Origin of the sequence: Paraburkholderia lebeckiae, from assembly GCF_050436325.1 — a bacterium.
Taxonomy (GTDB): Bacteria; Pseudomonadota; Gammaproteobacteria; order Burkholderiales; family Burkholderiaceae; genus Paraburkholderia; species Paraburkholderia tuberum.
This window is the reverse complement of sequence record NZ_JBNDLZ010000003.1, coordinates 1,717,093-1,732,186: the sequence shown is the minus strand read 5'-3', so window position 1 is coordinate 1,732,186 and position 15,094 is coordinate 1,717,093. Positions and strand designations below refer to the sequence as shown.

Annotated in this window: 13 protein-coding genes and 1 pseudogene; 6 read left to right on the top strand and 8 right to left on the bottom strand. The window is 64.6% G+C overall.

What is annotated here, in order from left to right:
- Positions 1-96 precede the first annotated feature (96 nt).
- From OKW44_RS25840 to OKW44_RS25810, 7 genes and pseudogenes are all read right to left on the bottom strand, one after another.
- A complete protein-coding gene (locus OKW44_RS25840; protein WP_018419250.1) occupies positions 97-294 on the bottom strand; it encodes a hypothetical protein in 198 nt (65 codons plus the stop codon).
- A 189-nt stretch (positions 295-483) separates the two neighbouring features.
- Positions 484-3,213: pseudogene (metH, locus tag OKW44_RS25835) on the bottom strand (methionine synthase); the annotation flags it as partial.
- 67 nt (positions 3,214-3,280) lie between these two features.
- Positions 3,281-4,351 (bottom strand): homocysteine S-methyltransferase family protein, encoded by a 1,071-nt coding sequence (locus tag OKW44_RS25830; RefSeq protein ID WP_018419252.1) that lies wholly within the window; start codon positions 4,349-4,351, stop codon positions 3,281-3,283.
- 293 nt (positions 4,352-4,644) lie between these two features.
- On the bottom strand, positions 4,645-4,902 hold the full coding sequence (locus OKW44_RS25825) for a BTH_I0359 family protein (protein WP_018419253.1): 258 nt from the start codon (positions 4,900-4,902) through the stop codon (positions 4,645-4,647).
- 117 nt (positions 4,903-5,019) lie between these two features.
- A complete protein-coding gene (locus tag OKW44_RS25820; protein ID WP_018419254.1) occupies positions 5,020-5,808 on the bottom strand; it encodes an alpha/beta fold hydrolase in 789 nt (262 codons plus the stop codon).
- A gap of 151 nt (positions 5,809-5,959) precedes the next feature.
- On the bottom strand, positions 5,960-7,279 hold the full coding sequence (locus OKW44_RS25815) for a DUF3108 domain-containing protein (protein ID WP_018419255.1): 1,320 nt from the start codon (positions 7,277-7,279) through the stop codon (positions 5,960-5,962).
- Positions 7,280-7,320: 41 nt separating this feature from the next.
- Positions 7,321-8,247 carry an IclR family transcriptional regulator gene (locus OKW44_RS25810; protein ID WP_018419256.1) on the bottom strand — a complete coding sequence of 309 codons (927 nt, stop codon included), beginning with the start codon at positions 8,245-8,247 and terminating at the stop codon, positions 7,321-7,323.
- 146 nt (positions 8,248-8,393) lie between these two features.
- On the opposite strand from OKW44_RS25810, the gene OKW44_RS25805 reads away from it, so the two are divergent.
- The 6 genes from OKW44_RS25805 to rfaE2 all read left to right on the top strand — a co-directional run bounded on the left by OKW44_RS25805 (position 8,394) and on the right by rfaE2 (position 14,708).
- Positions 8,394-9,377, top strand: coding sequence for a fumarylacetoacetate hydrolase family protein (locus OKW44_RS25805; RefSeq protein ID WP_018419257.1), 984 nt, complete (start codon positions 8,394-8,396; stop codon positions 9,375-9,377).
- Positions 9,378-9,509: 132 nt separating this feature from the next.
- Complete coding sequence (locus tag OKW44_RS25800) at positions 9,510-10,763, top strand: ABC transporter substrate-binding protein (protein ID WP_026225568.1); 1,254 nt, start codon at positions 9,510-9,512, stop codon at positions 10,761-10,763.
- Between the two features lie 54 nt (positions 10,764-10,817).
- Positions 10,818-11,675 carry an enoyl-CoA hydratase/isomerase family protein gene (locus OKW44_RS25795; RefSeq protein ID WP_018419259.1) on the top strand — a complete coding sequence of 286 codons (858 nt, stop codon included), beginning with the start codon at positions 10,818-10,820 and terminating at the stop codon, positions 11,673-11,675.
- Between the two features lie 82 nt (positions 11,676-11,757).
- A complete protein-coding gene (locus tag OKW44_RS25790; protein ID WP_018419260.1) occupies positions 11,758-12,570 on the top strand; it encodes a PhaM family polyhydroxyalkanoate granule multifunctional regulatory protein in 813 nt (270 codons plus the stop codon).
- A gap of 619 nt (positions 12,571-13,189) precedes the next feature.
- Positions 13,190-14,065, top strand: a complete 876-nt coding sequence (locus tag OKW44_RS25785) for a ferritin family protein (protein ID WP_026225569.1) — start codon at positions 13,190-13,192, stop codon at positions 14,063-14,065.
- A gap of 160 nt (positions 14,066-14,225) precedes the next feature.
- Positions 14,226-14,708, top strand: coding sequence for a D-glycero-beta-D-manno-heptose 1-phosphate adenylyltransferase (gene rfaE2, locus OKW44_RS25780; RefSeq protein WP_018419262.1), 483 nt, complete (start codon positions 14,226-14,228; stop codon positions 14,706-14,708).
- A 67-nt stretch (positions 14,709-14,775) separates the two neighbouring features.
- Here the strand turns inward: rfaE2 and OKW44_RS25775 are convergent, their stop codons facing one another.
- On the bottom strand, positions 14,776-15,015 hold the full coding sequence (locus OKW44_RS25775; RefSeq protein WP_018419263.1) for a hypothetical protein: 240 nt from the start codon (positions 15,013-15,015) through the stop codon (positions 14,776-14,778).
- Positions 15,016-15,094: the final 79 nt, after the last annotated feature.

Here is a 15,094-nt window from a genome sequence, read left to right as displayed (position 1 = left end):
GGAAGGCCTTCATAAGCGCTTTTGGGGCGCACTCAAAGAAAGGAGCCCGCTTGACGCGGGCTCTTTGTCATTCAGAGGGCTTGTCCGCCTCGCCGCTCACTGGCTCGCGGGGGCCGCCGACGCTGCCGCGCCTTTCTTCATCTTTTGCTTCTTCGCCTTTTTGACATGCGCCTCGGTGGGGGGCGAGTAGGAGCTGACCGCGCTCGATCCGCCCGGCGCGGCGGGTTGTGCGAGCGCCACGGAAGCGCCCGCGGCCAGCGAAACAGCGGTCAATAACAGTGTCAGCTTCTTCATACGATTTTTCTCCGTTGACGGTTGCAATCTCGGTAAGCCGGCGCGTTGTGCTCGCGCCTGACGGGATGAAAGCCGACTCAGTCTACAAAGCCGAAATTGTCGCGGCGCCAAATATTCAGTCTTTCGGACTCGATATAGTCGCGCACGCGCGGCTCGGGCCGCACGGCCCGGCCACGTATCGCTTCACGCTCAAAGCAACGGCGCCAACGCGCGCTCGGCGTCCGCTTTCGTGAGCGACATCCGCTGCGCGTAGTCGTCGAGCTGATCCGCGCCGATCTTGCCGACCGAGAAATAGGTGCTGTCCGGATGCGCGAGGTAGAAACCCGATACGCTCGCGGCCGGCAGCATCGCCAGCGATTCGGTCACGCTCATGTTGATTTCGTTCGCCTGCAGCACGTCGAACATGTCGCGCTTGACGAGATGGTCGGGGCAGGCCGGATAGCCTGGCGCCGGGCGGATGCCGCGGTATTTTTCGGCGATCAGCTCGTCGTTGGAGAGGGTTTCGCTGTTCGCGTAGCCCCACAGGTCGCGCCGCACGCGCGCGTGCAACGCTTCGGCGAATGCTTCGGCGAGCCGGTCCGCGAGTGCCTTCAGCATGATCGCGCTGTAGTCGTCGAGATCCTTCTCGAACTGCTTCTCCTTCACGTCGACGCCAAGACCCGCCGTCACCGCGAACATGCCGATGTAGTCGGCGACGCCCGAGTCCTTCGGCGCGATGAAGTCGGCCAGCGAGCGGTTCGGTCGCATCACCCCGTCGACCACCGGCCGCACGCTCTGTTGACGCAGATTGCGCCACGTCAGCGCGACTTCGGTGCGCGATTCGTCCGTGTAGATTTCGATGTCGTCGTCGTTCACCGTGTTGGCCGGCAACAGCGTGATCACGCCGTTGGCCTGCAGCCAGCGGCCCTGAATCAGGCGCGCGAGCATCGACTTGCCGTCGGAGAACACGCGCCGCGCCGATTCGCCGACGATCTCGTCGTTGAGAATCGCCGGATATGGGCCGGCGAGATCCCACGTCTGGAAGAACGGACCCCAGTCGATATAGTTCGCGAGCTCGTTCAGATCGAAGTTCTTGAACACGCGCCGGCCGATGAACTTCGGCTTGACCGGCTGATAGGCTGCCCAGTCGATCTTCGTCTTATTGGCGCGCGCTTGCGCGAGCGTGACTATCGGCTGTGCTTTTTTGTTCGCGTGCTGATCGCGGATGCGGTTGTAGTCGGCGTTCAGTTCGTCGATGTACTTCGCGGCGCCCTCGTCGGACAGCAGGCTCGAGGCGACCGATACCGAGCGCGACGCGTCCGGGACGTAGACCACCGGCCCGTCGTAGTGCGGAGAAATCTTCACCGCCGTGTGCACACGCGAGGTCGTCGCGCCGCCGATCAGGAGCGGAATCTTCTTGACGCGGAAGTAGTCGTCGCGCTGCATTTCCGATGCGACGTAGGCCATTTCTTCGAGACTCGGCGTAATCAGGCCCGACAGCCCGATGATGTCCGCGCCCTCGACCTTGGCCTTCGCAAGGATTTCGCTGCACGGGACCATCACGCCCATGTTGACCACTTCGAAGTTATTGCACTGGAGCACCACCGACACGATGTTCTTGCCGATGTCGTGCACGTCGCCTTTCACGGTTGCGATGACGATCTTGCCCTTCGCGCGCACGTCGCCGCCGGCGGCCGCGAGCTGGCGCTTTTCTTCCTCGATGAACGGGATCAGATGCGCGACCGCCTGCTTCATCACGCGGGCCGACTTCACGACCTGCGGCAGGAACATCTTGCCCTGGCCGAACAGGTCGCCGACGATGTTCATGCCGTCCATCAGCGGACCTTCGATCACGTTGATCGGACGGCCGCCTGCAGCGGCGATCTTCGCGCGCACTTCCTCGGTGTCTTCGACGATGAACGTGGTGATGCCGCTCACGAGCGCATGCGCGAGACGCTTCTCGACCGGCTGGTTGCGCCACTCGAGGTTCTCTTCCTTCTTCGCGGCGCCGCTCTTGAACTTGTCGGCGACTTCGAGCAGGCGGTCGGTGCCGTCTTGACGGCGATTCAGCACGACGTCTTCGACGAGTTCGCGCAGTTCGGGATCGAGCTCGGCATACACGCCTAGCTGGCCCGCGTTGACGATGCCCATGTCCATCCCCGCCTGGATCGCGTGATAGAGGAACACGGTGTGAATCGCCTCGCGCACCGGATCGTTGCCGCGGAACGAGAACGACACGTTTGACACGCCGCCGCTCACCTTCGCGTACGGCAGGTTCTGCTTGATCCAGCGGGTCGCTTCGATGAAGTCGACCGCATAGTTGTTGTGCTCCTCGATGCCGGTCGCGATCGCAAAGATGTTCGGATCGAAGATGATGTCCTCGGGCGGAAAGCCGACTTCGTTGACGAGCACGTCGTACGAGCGCTTGCAAATCCCGGTCTTGCGCTGGAACGTATCGGCCTGGCCCTGTTCGTCGAACGCCATCACGACGGCGGCCGCGCCATAGCGGCGAATCAGTTTCGCATGATGAACGAACGCTTCCTTGCCTTCCTTCAGCGAGATCGAGTTGACGATCGCCTTGCCCTGCACGCACTTGAGACCCGCCTCGATCACGTCCCACTTCGACGAGTCGATCATGATCGGCACACGCGCGATGTCCGGCTCCGACGCGATCAGATTCATGAAGCGGACCATTGCCGCTTTCGAATCGAGCATCGCCTCGTCCATGTTGATGTCGATTACCTGCGCGCCGTTCTCGACCTGGTGGCGCGCGACGGCCAATGCTTCGTCGAACTGATTGTTCAGGATCATTCGCGCGAACGCCTTCGAGCCGGTCACATTGGTGCGTTCGCCAACGTTGATGAAGAGTGTCCCGGACGTGACGTTGAACGGCTCGAGGCCGGCAAGGCGCATGGTGTGATCGGTCATGGCGTGTGTGCGAGTCGGGTGCGTGCGTTAAGGGACGTGCAGTGCGTGCAGGCGTCGGGGCGAAGTGTTTCAGGCGGGCTCAGGCCGCGTCACGATACTGGCTCGGCCACTTGCGCGGCTTCAGCTCGGCGAGCGCCTTCGCGATCGCCGCGATGTGCTCGGGCGTCGTGCCGCAGCAGCCGCCCGCGATGTTCACGAGCCCCGCTTGGGCAAATTCCTTCAGCAGGCCAGAGGTATCCGCGGGCAATTCGTCGAAGCCGGTGTCGCTCATCGGGTTCGGCAGGCCGGCGTTCGGATAGCACGACACGTAGGTGTCGCACAGCTTCGCGAGCTCGGCGATGTACGGACGCATCAGCGCCGCGCCGAGCGCGCAGTTCAGGCCGAACGTGAGCGGCTTCGCGTGACGCAGCGAGTTCCAGAAGGCCTCGACGGTCTGGCCCGACAGAATGCGGCCCGACGCATCGGTGACGGTGCCTGAGATCATGATCGGCAGACGCTCGCCGGTGCTTTCGAACAGCTCGTCGAGCGCGAACAGTGCGGCCTTCGCATTCAGCGTGTCGAAGATCGTTTCGACGAGGAACAGGTCCGCGCCGCCGTCGAGCAGCGCTTTCGCCTGCTCGTAGTACGCGGCATGCAGTTCGTCGAAGGTCACGTTGCGCGCGCCCGGATCGTTGACGTCCGGCGAAATGCTGGCGGTTTTCGGCGTCGGGCCGATCGCGCCGGCGACGAAGCGCGGCTTGTCCGGCGTTGCGTATTTGTCGCACGCGGCGCGCGCGAGCTTCGCCGATTCGATGTTCATCTCGACGGCGAGCGATTCCAGGCCGTAGTCGGCCTGCGCGACCGTGGTCGCGCCGAACGTGTTGGTCTCGATGATGTCCGCGCCCGCCGCGAGATACTGCTCGTGAATCTCGGAGATGATCTGCGGCTGGGTGATCGACAGCAGTTCGTTGTTGCCCTTGATGTCGCGCGCGTAGTCCTTGAAGCGCTCGCCGCGATAGCTGGCTTCGTCGAGCTTGTAGCGCTGGATCATCGTGCCCATCGCGCCGTCCAGAATCAGGATGCGCGAGTTCAGCAGCGCGGGCAGCGCTGCGCCGCGGGTGTAGGCGGGCTCCGAACGGACTGGCGTGATGGATTGAGCAGGCTGGGTCATGGCGGACGAGGGCTTGCGCCGGCGTTGGCGGAAAGCCTGTCATTGTAGCCGCTGCCGGGCGGATGCGCCCGGCGCGGAGGAGAGTGTGAGGCGCGGCCGGCAAAATCGACCGATACGAACACGCCGCGCCGCGAACTCAGAAACGCGCTAACAAACGATGCAATAAAAAACGGCCCGGCAAGCCAAAGCCTGCCGGGCCGTTTCGCTGCCGCCGACCGCTTGATGGAACCCGCCGCCCAAGCCGCGCGGTGCGGTCGATCGATGTCGCCAGAGCGCCAGCTGAACACCTCCGGTCAATGCAGGACCACCGGTTGCTGCATCAGACTGTCGAATTGACCGAGGAATTCATCAACCTCGTCGAGCGTCGGCTCGCCTTCGATCAGCTTTTGCACATGCTCGCGAAAACGCGCCGCCATTGCCCCATCGATGTAGATTTCGCGCTGCATGTTCTTGTCGACAATCTCATAGCCGCCCGACTTCATGGCCAACTGACCTTCCTGCGGAGGAAACTCGACGACACAGTAGTTAGGGCTGTTATAGATCATTTGCATGGCGACACTCCTTATTTCCGTTGGGCTCCTGCCCTTTCTGCACCGTAGGTGGAGCATGTGGGATGGAATTCAAGGGGTGGGTCCGGACGACGCAGGTAAAAACTCCGGACCTGACGGTTAGACTCGCCGCTCCAGAAACGATTCAAGCAAGGCGGCAAAACGGTGTGATTGCTCGATTGGCGCGAGATGCGCGGCGTCCAGCAACTCGAAGCGGGCGCCCTCGATCGCCTCCGCTATTGCCTGCGTAGCAGCAGGGGGCGTGCCAGTGTCGTGACGTCCGGCCACCGTCAGCGTCGGCGAGCGGATTGCGCCGTGCTGGCCGCGAAGGTCGAAATCGCGCAGTGCCTCGCAGGCCATCGCAAAACCTTCCGGCGAGGTGTGCGCAAATGTCTCACGGATCGGCTCGACCGCTTCGGGATGGCCGGCCTGAAAGTCGGGCGTGAGCCAACGCGCGATCGTCGACGGTAACAGCGCCTCCATGCCGTCGCTGCGCGCGGTGTGGGCGCGCTGATTCCACAACTCACGATTCTCAGGCGGAGTGCCGCCGGTGCTGTCGGCAATCGTCAGCGTGTCGATGCGTGATGGATGGTCGAGCGCGAACTGCTGCGCAATCATGCCGCCGAGCGACAGGCCGACCAGGTGCGTCGTCCGCGCGCCGAGGGCATCGAGCAGTTTGGCGAGATCGTCGGCCAGATCGCGCATGGTGAACGGCTCGCGCGCAACCGCGCTGTGGCCGTGGCCGCGCACGTCGTAGCGCAGCACCGTGTAATCGTCGCGAAAATAGCCGGCCATCTGATCCCAGATGGAAAGATCGCCGCCCAGCTGATGGATGAACGTGAGCCACGGGCCGCCGCCTTCGTTGCTCAGCACGTAGCGTGTGTCGATACCGTTGATGTTCACTTGCATGCGGACTCCTTTGAAGGAAACGCAGTGAAAAAGCGCGGTGGGTCGCCTCGTTCGCGCGAACGGGGGCTCCGTTGACGTGCGAGTCAACGTTGCGAAGGAAGTTTCGCCGATCTCGAGCAGATCTGCTCGTGACACTGTGTCACGAAAAGTGTCACGGTTTGATGATGGTCGGAGCGGTCGAATCGACCGGTGCAGCGGGGGCGGCCTCGGGTGTTACTGCCGATGCGTCGGCCGGAGCTGGCGCCGGCGTTGCAGGGCCCGCGGCAGCGGGGGCTGCGGGTGCAGCAGGCGTGGCCGGCGCGCCACCATTGCCGCGGTCATCCGGCGACGTGCCATCGACATTCAGCTTGCCGCGCCACACCAGTTCGAACTGGGTACCGTTCGGCTCCGTCTGCAGGATGCGCGCCGGCAGCCAGCCAAGGGACGGGGCGAGCCACACATCGACGCGGCGCTGGTCGCCATCGTGCCGCGGCAGACGTTTGAAGTGACGCGTCTGCAGATAGCCTTGCGCGGCGCGGATCGTTTCGTCGCCGATCGTCTCGATCGGCCAGTTCTCCCCGCTATCGGTATCGACGACGAAAAACTGCCGCGTCACGCCAGGCTTATAGGCGTCAGGATCGCCGCGCACGAGGCTCGCGAGCTGCATCACGACACTGAAGCGATCCTGCGCGCCGTCGGGCAACGGCAACGAGGCGGGCGTGCGCGTAAAGCCAATCTTCTTGTCGTTGCGATTGAAGATCGCGATGTCTTCGGCGCGACGGCCACGCTTTTCGCTGTACTGAGCCGGCGCGAGGCCAAAAGCATCGATGCCGCCGTGGCTCGAAAACACGAACGGACCGACGAACGGCAGCGGCACTGATACGACCATTTCGTAGCCCTGCCCGTTGTTCGCCCAATGGATCGTGCCGGGCGCGTTGCGCACGCCGTTGTAGAACGTGTCGTAGTCGAGTTCGGCCGACGGCGGTACCGAAAACTTCACGCCCTGCGACGCTTGCGGCGCGCTGGCCGCGGCAGGGGCGCTCGCGACGGCGCCGCTGGCATTCGCTTGGGCCGATGTATTCGCGTTCGCGGTGGCGGGTGGCTCGCTAGCCGCCACCTCCGATGCCGGCGTGGCCGCGGGCTCGTTCGGTTTGGCCGGCTGCAACGCGGTCATCACATGCTGCTCGCGCGGCGGCCTCGCCGCGGGCTTGCGTGCAGGCGAGGGCGGATGCGGTGCCGGCACGGCGGGCGGTGGCGCGGGTTGACGCTCGACCCTTTCGGGCGTCAGCAGCGCGACCTGCACCGGCACATGCTCGTGATTCGCCGGATTCAGATCCACGCGATTGCGCTCGAACCATTGCGCCGCGATCCAGTGCACAACCGCGACGGCCACGAGGACGGCGATCCAGCGCCACGCGCGCGCGCCGCGTCCCGGCCCGCTACCAAAAGCGGGCAGGCGATCATGACGGCGGTTGGCGGAAGCAGAATCCATCGGCGCTTGAATCGGTGAGAGCTTGAAAGGATCGGTGCGTATCAACCGTTGTCGCTACGCGGCGTCGCGCTATAGCCGAGTTCGTACGACAGCTTGCGCGCGCAATCGCGCAGCGCGGTATCGATCTCGCCGCCCCAGCGGATATCGAACGCGCCTTCATGGCCGAGCGCGACCAGACCGAGCGCAAGTTCGCCGGTCGAATCGAACACCGGCATCGAAAACGCGTGGATCGTCGGCAGCAGCATGCCTTCGACGCGCGCAGCCTCGTGCTCGCGCACCTCGGCGAGCACCTTGTCGACGTCTTCGCGGGTGCGTGGCGCGCCGCTATACGATGAGCGCCGCGAGTCGGCCAGCTCGCGCTCGAGCATCGCGGCGGTCTTGCCGGACGGCAGGTAGGCGGCGAACAGCAGACCGGTCGCCGAACTGAGCAAGGGCATCACGTCGCCGAGCTTCAGCGACGCCTTGGCCGGATAGCTCGACTCCATCCAGTGCACCATCGTCGGTCCTTGATTGCCCCACACCGCGATGCCGACGGTCAGGTCGAGCCGGTCGCGCAGTTCGGCGAGCGCGATGCGCGCGAGCTTCACACCGTCGACGCGAGCGAGCCGCGCGAGCCCCAGCTGCAAAGCGAAGCCGCCGAGTTCGTAGCGGCCCGACAGCGGGTCCTGCGCGACCACGCCGAGACGCAGAAAGCTGACCAGATAGCGATGCGCCTTCGCCGGACTCATGCCCGCGCGCTGCGCGAGATCGCGCAGCATCATCGCGCGCGGCTCGTGGGTCAGTACGTCGAGCAGCCTGAAACCGACCTCGATCGACTGAATGCCCGAGCGCAGTTTTTCTTCGCCGGGTTCGCCGGGTTCGTCATCGGCGCCGGTTGCGTCGGTTGCATGGGCGGGATCGAGCAGATCGTCGGCGGACGCGGGGTCGGTGCGGGTGCGGATTATGCCGGAGCGGGCGTTGGCGGACATGTGCAAAGGCGCGGGCAGCGCGTTCGGTGATCGTAATGGAGACGGCTACGGTGACACGACGACGAACACGCAGATATTGGGCCGCGCCGATTCACCATCGTAGAATAGATTCCTTCGATCGTCACCAATACACGGTTCACAGCTCTATGAAACTTGCCTCGCTGAAAGACGGCACGCGCGACGGTCAACTGATCGTCGTGTCCCGCGACCTGCACACGGCGGCCATCGCCGACACGATCGCGCCCACGCTGCAGCGCGTGCTCGACGACTGGGCCTTCTACGCGCCGCAACTGCACGACCTTTACGATGCGCTGAACCAGGGCCGTGCGCGCAACAGCTTTTCATTCGACGCCAAAGAGTGCATGGCGCCGCTGCCGCGCGCGTTCCAGTGGGCCGACGGCTCGTCGTACGTGAACCACGTCGAGCTCGTGCGGCGCGCGCGCGGCGCGGAAATGCCGCCCGAATTCTGGACCGACCCGCTGATGTACCAGGGCGGTAGCGACGACTTCATCGGCCCGCGCGACGACGTGGCGTGCGCATCGGAAGAGTACGGCATCGACTTCGAGGCCGAGGTCGCGGTCGTCACCGGCGATGTGCCGATGGGCGCGACGCCCGAGCAGGCCCTGCGCGGCGTGCGGCTGGTCACGCTCGTCAACGACGTGTCGCTGCGCAACCTGATCCCCGCCGAACTCGCGAAGGGCTTCGGTTTTTTCCAGAGCAAGCCGGCCACCTCGTTCGCGCCGGTCGCCGTGACGCCCGACGAGCTCGGCGAACACTGGCGCGAAGGCCGCGTGCATCGGCCGATGATCGTCCACTGGAACGGCAGGAAGGTCGGCCAGCCCGACGCGGGCACCGATATGGTGTTTCACTTCGGTCAGCTGATCGCGCATGCCGCGAAAACGCGCAATTTGCGTGCTGGTGCCATCGTCGGTTCGGGCACGGTGTCGAACAAGGACGCGAAACGCGGCTACTGCTGTATCGCCGAGAAGCGCTGCCTCGAAACGATCGAGCACGGCGCGCCGCAAACGGAGTTCATGAAATACGGCGACACCGTGAGGATCGAAATGTTCGACGATGCGGGCAAGTCGATTTTCGGTGCGATCGAGCAGAGCATCGCGCCGCTCGAATGAAGCCCGGCGCTCACGCGGCAATGCTTTGACGCGGGCGGCACGCGCGAAAGGGTTTCGCCCGATGCCGCCACTTGCGCGCGCGGCTACACTGCGGCAAACATCACAACGAAAACCCCGACGTGAGGAGACAGCATGCCGCGATTGGACTTCTCCGCAGCTGGACGTCGGCGCGCTTGCGCGTCGCCCGTTGAAGCGCGCACGAGCGAGCGTGGCTTGCGTCAACGTGGTCGGCGCTTCGCGCGGCGCGCCGCGACGCTGTGCGCCGCGCTTGCCTGCGCGTTGCCGCTGACATCGGTTGCGCAGGTGAAGATCGGTCTCGTGCTGTCGCTGACCGGGCCGGCCGCGTCGCTCGGCATTCCCGCGCGCGACACGGTCGCGCTGCTACCCAAACGGATCGGCGGGCAGAACGTCGAATACATCGTGCTCGACGATGCATCGGACACGACCCACGCCGTGCAGGACACCAGGAAGCTCATCAGCGAGAATCACGTCGACGCGATCATCGGCTCGTCGATCACGCCGAATTCGCTCGCGATGATCGACGTGGTCGCCGAGGGCGAGACGCCGATGATCTCGCTCGCGTCGTCCGCGAAAATCATCGAACCGGTCGACGCGAAACGTCGCTGGGTCTTCAAGACGCCGCAGACCGACGCGATGATGGCCTCGGCGATCGCCGAGCATGCGAGCGGACACGGTGTGAAGACGATCGCGTTCATCGGCCAGGCCGACGCGCTCGGCGAGACGTTCTACGCCGAGGTCGCGAAGTTCGCGCAGCTGCATCACATCGACGTGGTCGCGAGCGAGCGTTTCAATCGCACCGATCCGAGCGTGACCGGCCAGGTGCTGAAGATTCTCGCGACCCATCCCGACGCGGTGGTGGTCGGCGCGGCCGGCACGCCTGCCGCGTTGCCGCCGAAAACGCTGCGCGAGCGTGGCTACAAGGGCGTCATCTATCACAACCACGGGGTCGGCAATAACGACTTCCTGCGCGTGTGCGGCGCCGATTGCAACGGCACCTTCCTGCCCGCGAGCCCGGTGCTGGTCGCCACGCAATTGCCGGCCGATCATCCGGCCAGGCGTCTCGCGCTCGATTACATCGAGCGCTTCGAGGCGCGGCACGGCGCGGGCAGCGTGTCGGCATTCGGTTCGTACACGTCGGACGCGGGCGCGTTGCTCGAGCATGCGATTCCGCTCGCGCTGAAAGCCGGCGCGCCCGGCACGCCGCCGTTTCGCCGCGCGCTGCGCGACGCGCTCGAAGGAACACGCGGTCTCGCGGACACCAATGGCGTCGTCAACATGAGCGCGACCGATCATCTCGGGCTCGATCAGCGCGCCCGCGTGATGGTCGAAATCACCAATGGCAAGTGGCTTTATCAGCCGCATTGAACGGATCGCGGCGTTCCGCGCGCGACTGAACGAATCTCCTCCGGACTGCTCACCATGCCTCAGCCATCGCAACCGAACGACGCGTACTACGCGCACTACCAGTCGCTGCGTTTGCAGCGTCATCCGTACGGTGTGCTCGAAGTCGTGATGAGCGGCGAGGGCGCGAATAAAAGTGGCCTCGCGACCGCGAACGCACGCATGCATTACGAGCTCGCGGAAATCTGGCGCGACATCGATCGCGATCCCGATACGCGCGTCGCGATCATTCGCGGCGAGGGCAAAGGCTTTTCGGCCGGCGGCGATCTGCCGCTCGTCGAGGACATGGCGAACGATTTCGAGGTGCGCACGCGTGTGTGGCGCGAAGCGCGCGATCTCGTCTACAACGTGATCAACTGCGGCAAGCCGATCGTGTCGGCGATGCACGGGCCGGCGGTCGGCGCGGGGCTCGTCGCGGGGCTGCTCGCCGATATCTCGATCGCGGCGAAGACGGCCCGCATCATCGACGGACACACGCGCCTCGGCGTCGCCGCGGGCGATCATGCGGCGATCGTCTGGCCGCTCTTGTGCGGCATGGCGAAGGCGAAGTACTACCTGCTGCTGTGCGAGCCGGTGAGCGGCGAGGAGGCGGAGCGCATCGGGCTCGTGTCGCTGGCCGTCGACGAAAGCGATCTGCTGCCAAAGGCGTTCGAAGTCGCGCGCAAGCTGGCCGACGGTTCGCAAACCGCCATCCGTTGGACCAAGTATGCGTTGAACAACTGGCTGCGCACGGCGGGGCCGGCGTTCGACACGTCGCTCGCGCTGGAATTCATGGGCTTCGCGGGGCCCGACGTGCGCGAAGGCCTGAGCTCGTTGCGCGAGCGGCGCGCGCCCGATTTTGGCGCGGGCGGTCCACGTAACGACGAACGATCGTGATGTCATACCCCACACGGTATGATCGAATCGACGCACGCGGCATCGCGCGCTCCACCTATCATCTAGCACCGAGGCGACAACCATGACCGACACCACTGGCTCCGCGCCGCCCTTTCCCGGCTTTCCCGGTTTTCCGCCCGCTGAAATGCTCGATCGCATGTGGAGCATGATGCGGCTGTCGCCGTTCGGCGCCGCCATGACGGGCGCGCAGCCGGGTGGGGGCACGAGTCCGTCGCTGTCGATGATGTCCGACATGATGGCGCCGCTCACGAGCGTCGAGGAACTCGACAAGCGCATCACCGACATGCGCGCGGTCGAGCAATGGCTGAACCTGAATCTGAGCATGCTGCAGTCGGCGATCCAGGCGCTCGAAGTGCAACGTGCGACGCTCGCGACGCTGCGCGCGTTCGGCGCGTTCGCGCAATCGTCGATGTCGCAGGCGGCCGCTGCTGCGTCGGGTGCCGCCGCGAGTGACGCGCCGAACGCCGCCCCGCGCCGCGCCCCGGCGCCAAGTTGGACGAAGCCGGCCGAGCCCACGCCCGAAAGCGCCACGCAGGCCGCCAGCGACGAAGAGGAAGCGCCCGCGGCGCCCGCTTTCGATGCATCCGCGTGGTGGAATCTGCTGCAATCGCAGTTCAACCAGATCGCGCAGTTCGCGATGACGCAGCCGTCCGTCGCGGTCGCCGCGGCGGGCGGGGGCACGCAGGGCAAGCCGGAACCGTCGAAGGCCGCGGATGCGTCGGGCGCCGATGCGTCGGGCGCCGAAGCGTCGGGCGCCGCCGCGCAAAACGCGAAGCCCGCCGTCAAACGGCCGGCGGCGAAGCGCGCCGCGCCGTCGGCCAAACGCGCGTCGGGCGAGGGGACGAGCGCGGCGACAATGAAAAAGTCGACGTAAGCGGGCAGTGCGGGCAACGCGCTCGCACCCGGTGCGACAGCGACAGCAACGACAAAAGGAGCGCGGTCGAGTCTGCGTTTCCTCCGCCTGTCGCCCCGCGAATCAGTGCCCGATGACGAAGGCAACCCATCGCCTGCGTTTTTGCTGTATTACAACGCCGGCGGTTTCCGCCCGCGCGAATCGCCGATTTTGTTGAGAGAAGTCAATGCCACAGTGCGCTCGCGCCGCTTCTGTCACGGGTTTCGTGGGAGGCGCGTGCTATGATTGTGTAAGCTTGATATGGCTTTGGGGCGTGCGCCGAAAACAATCAATCCCGCCGCCTTCGCGTCATTCGCCGCCGGCGCTACCGGTGCAGGGCGGGACGTGCGGTTGTCGACCCAGACTGGCTCGACCTCAGGCAAAGGGTATCCCTCCCCACGGTTGGCCCGGCGCCTGATTCACGCTTCAGGCGCCAATACAAAAGCCCGGACTTCTTTGCTGCCCGATGCTTCTGGGCGGCTGATTAACGCGTAAAATTGAATGCTTGGCCGATAAACGGCACGTCCGTTCGTCGTAGGTAAAAACGGCTACACGTAGCAGCAACAGACACACACAGTATGTGCAGAACAGGGGTGGGACTATGAACACCATGCTTTATCCGGAACTTTATAAATCGCTCGAATCCGTTCGATGGGACATGGAGAAGGACATTCCCTGGGACAAATTCGATGCATCGCTGTTGACCGACGAGCAGGCGGCGACGATCAAGATGAACGCGATCACCGAATGGTCGGCGTTGCCCGCCACGGAAATGTTTCTGCGTGACAATCATCACGACAGCGATTTCTCCGCATTCATGAGCGTGTGGTTCTTCGAGGAGCAGAAGCACTCGCTGGTGCTGATGGAGTACCTGCGCCGCTTCAAGCCGGAACTGGTCCCGACCGAAGAGGAACTGCACGCAGTGCGCTTCGAGTTCGATCCCGCACCACCGCTGGAAACGCTGATGTTGCACTTCTGCGGCGAAATCCGCCTGAATCACTGGTATCGCCGCGCCGCCGAATGGCATACCGAGCCAGTCATCAAGCACATCTACGAAACTATCTCGCGCGACGAAGCGCGCCACGGCGGCGCGTATCTGCGCTACATGAAGAAGGCGATGGCGCAAACCGGCGACATCGCGCGTGCCGCGTTCGCGAAGATCGGCGTGCTGATGGCGTCGGCGCGTCGCACCGAAAAGCCGCTGCACCCCACCAACCTGCACGTGAACCAGGCGCTGTTCCCGCGCGACACGATCCAGTCGCGTCTGCCGGATCCGGAATGGCTCGAGCGCTGGCTCGACGAGCAGATCCGTTTCGACGACGGCTGGGAAAAGAAGGTCATCGAGCGCATTCTGCACAACCTGTCGCTGCTGTTCGAACGCACGTTCAACACCGCGCAGGAACTGAACCGTTATCGCAAGGAAGTGGTCGCGCGTCTGCAAGCCGCTGAACAAAACCCGGCGCAGCAGCCGGCGTAACGACTCAGGCGTTTCAGCACCGTATCAAACGGCGGTCCGGCAAGCGTGAGCTTGCCGGACCGTTTTGCTTCGGGCCGTCCACCGTGTATCGTGACGGCACCTGGCATTCGTGTTCCCGTAACGCCCCAACTCCCCAATTCCCCAACTCTGTGACCGTGCGATGACCGCCATCTTTGAACGCAAGATTCTGACGCGCGATGCCCTGGTGAAGCTTCGTCCTTCGCTGCGCGCGCCCGTCGTGTTTACGAACGGCGTGTTCGATATCCTGCATCGTGGTCACGTGACCTATCTGGCCGACGCCAAGGCGCTGGGCGCGTGCCTGATCGTTGGTGTGAATAGCGACGCGTCGGTGCGGATGCTCGGCAAAGGCGACGACCGGCCGATCAACAACGAGGCCGACCGCATGGCCTTGCTAGCGGCGCTGGAAAGTGTCGACTACGTGGTGGGCTTCGGCGAGAAGACGCCGGTCGAGCTGATTTCCGCGTTGCGCCCGGACGTGCTCGTGAAGGGCGGCGACTACGACATGGACTCGCTGCCCGAATCGGCGCTCGTGCGCGGTTGGGGCGGCAAGGCGCTCGCGATTGCGTTCGAGCACGATCGCTCGACGACCGCGCTGTTGAAGAAGGTGCGGACGCAGGATTGATGCCGTCCGTTGCCGCAACACGCGCGGCGCACTGCTGATCTTCTGACCGACCGCCTCGCTCCCCTGATTACTGCGGCAACTCCGATGTCGAAATCGGCGCCTGCGGCGCGGGTCCGCCGACCACCGCCTGGTCGGCCGCATCGGCGGCGCTGACCGGCCGCACCTTCAGCCAGTCCGGATGAATCTGGCGGTTCAGATGATTCGGCTCGCGTCCGCTGGCGGTGGGTGTGGGGCCGAAGGCGCCAAGCAGCGCGGCGAAAGCCAGCACGTTGACAACAATCAGAATGGCGATCGGCCAGCGAAGCATTGTGGGTGTTTCCAATTCAGAAAGAAGTTGAGCCTGGGGCGTGCGGGAGAAACTCGGGTTCGGAAAATGGGCGGCGAAT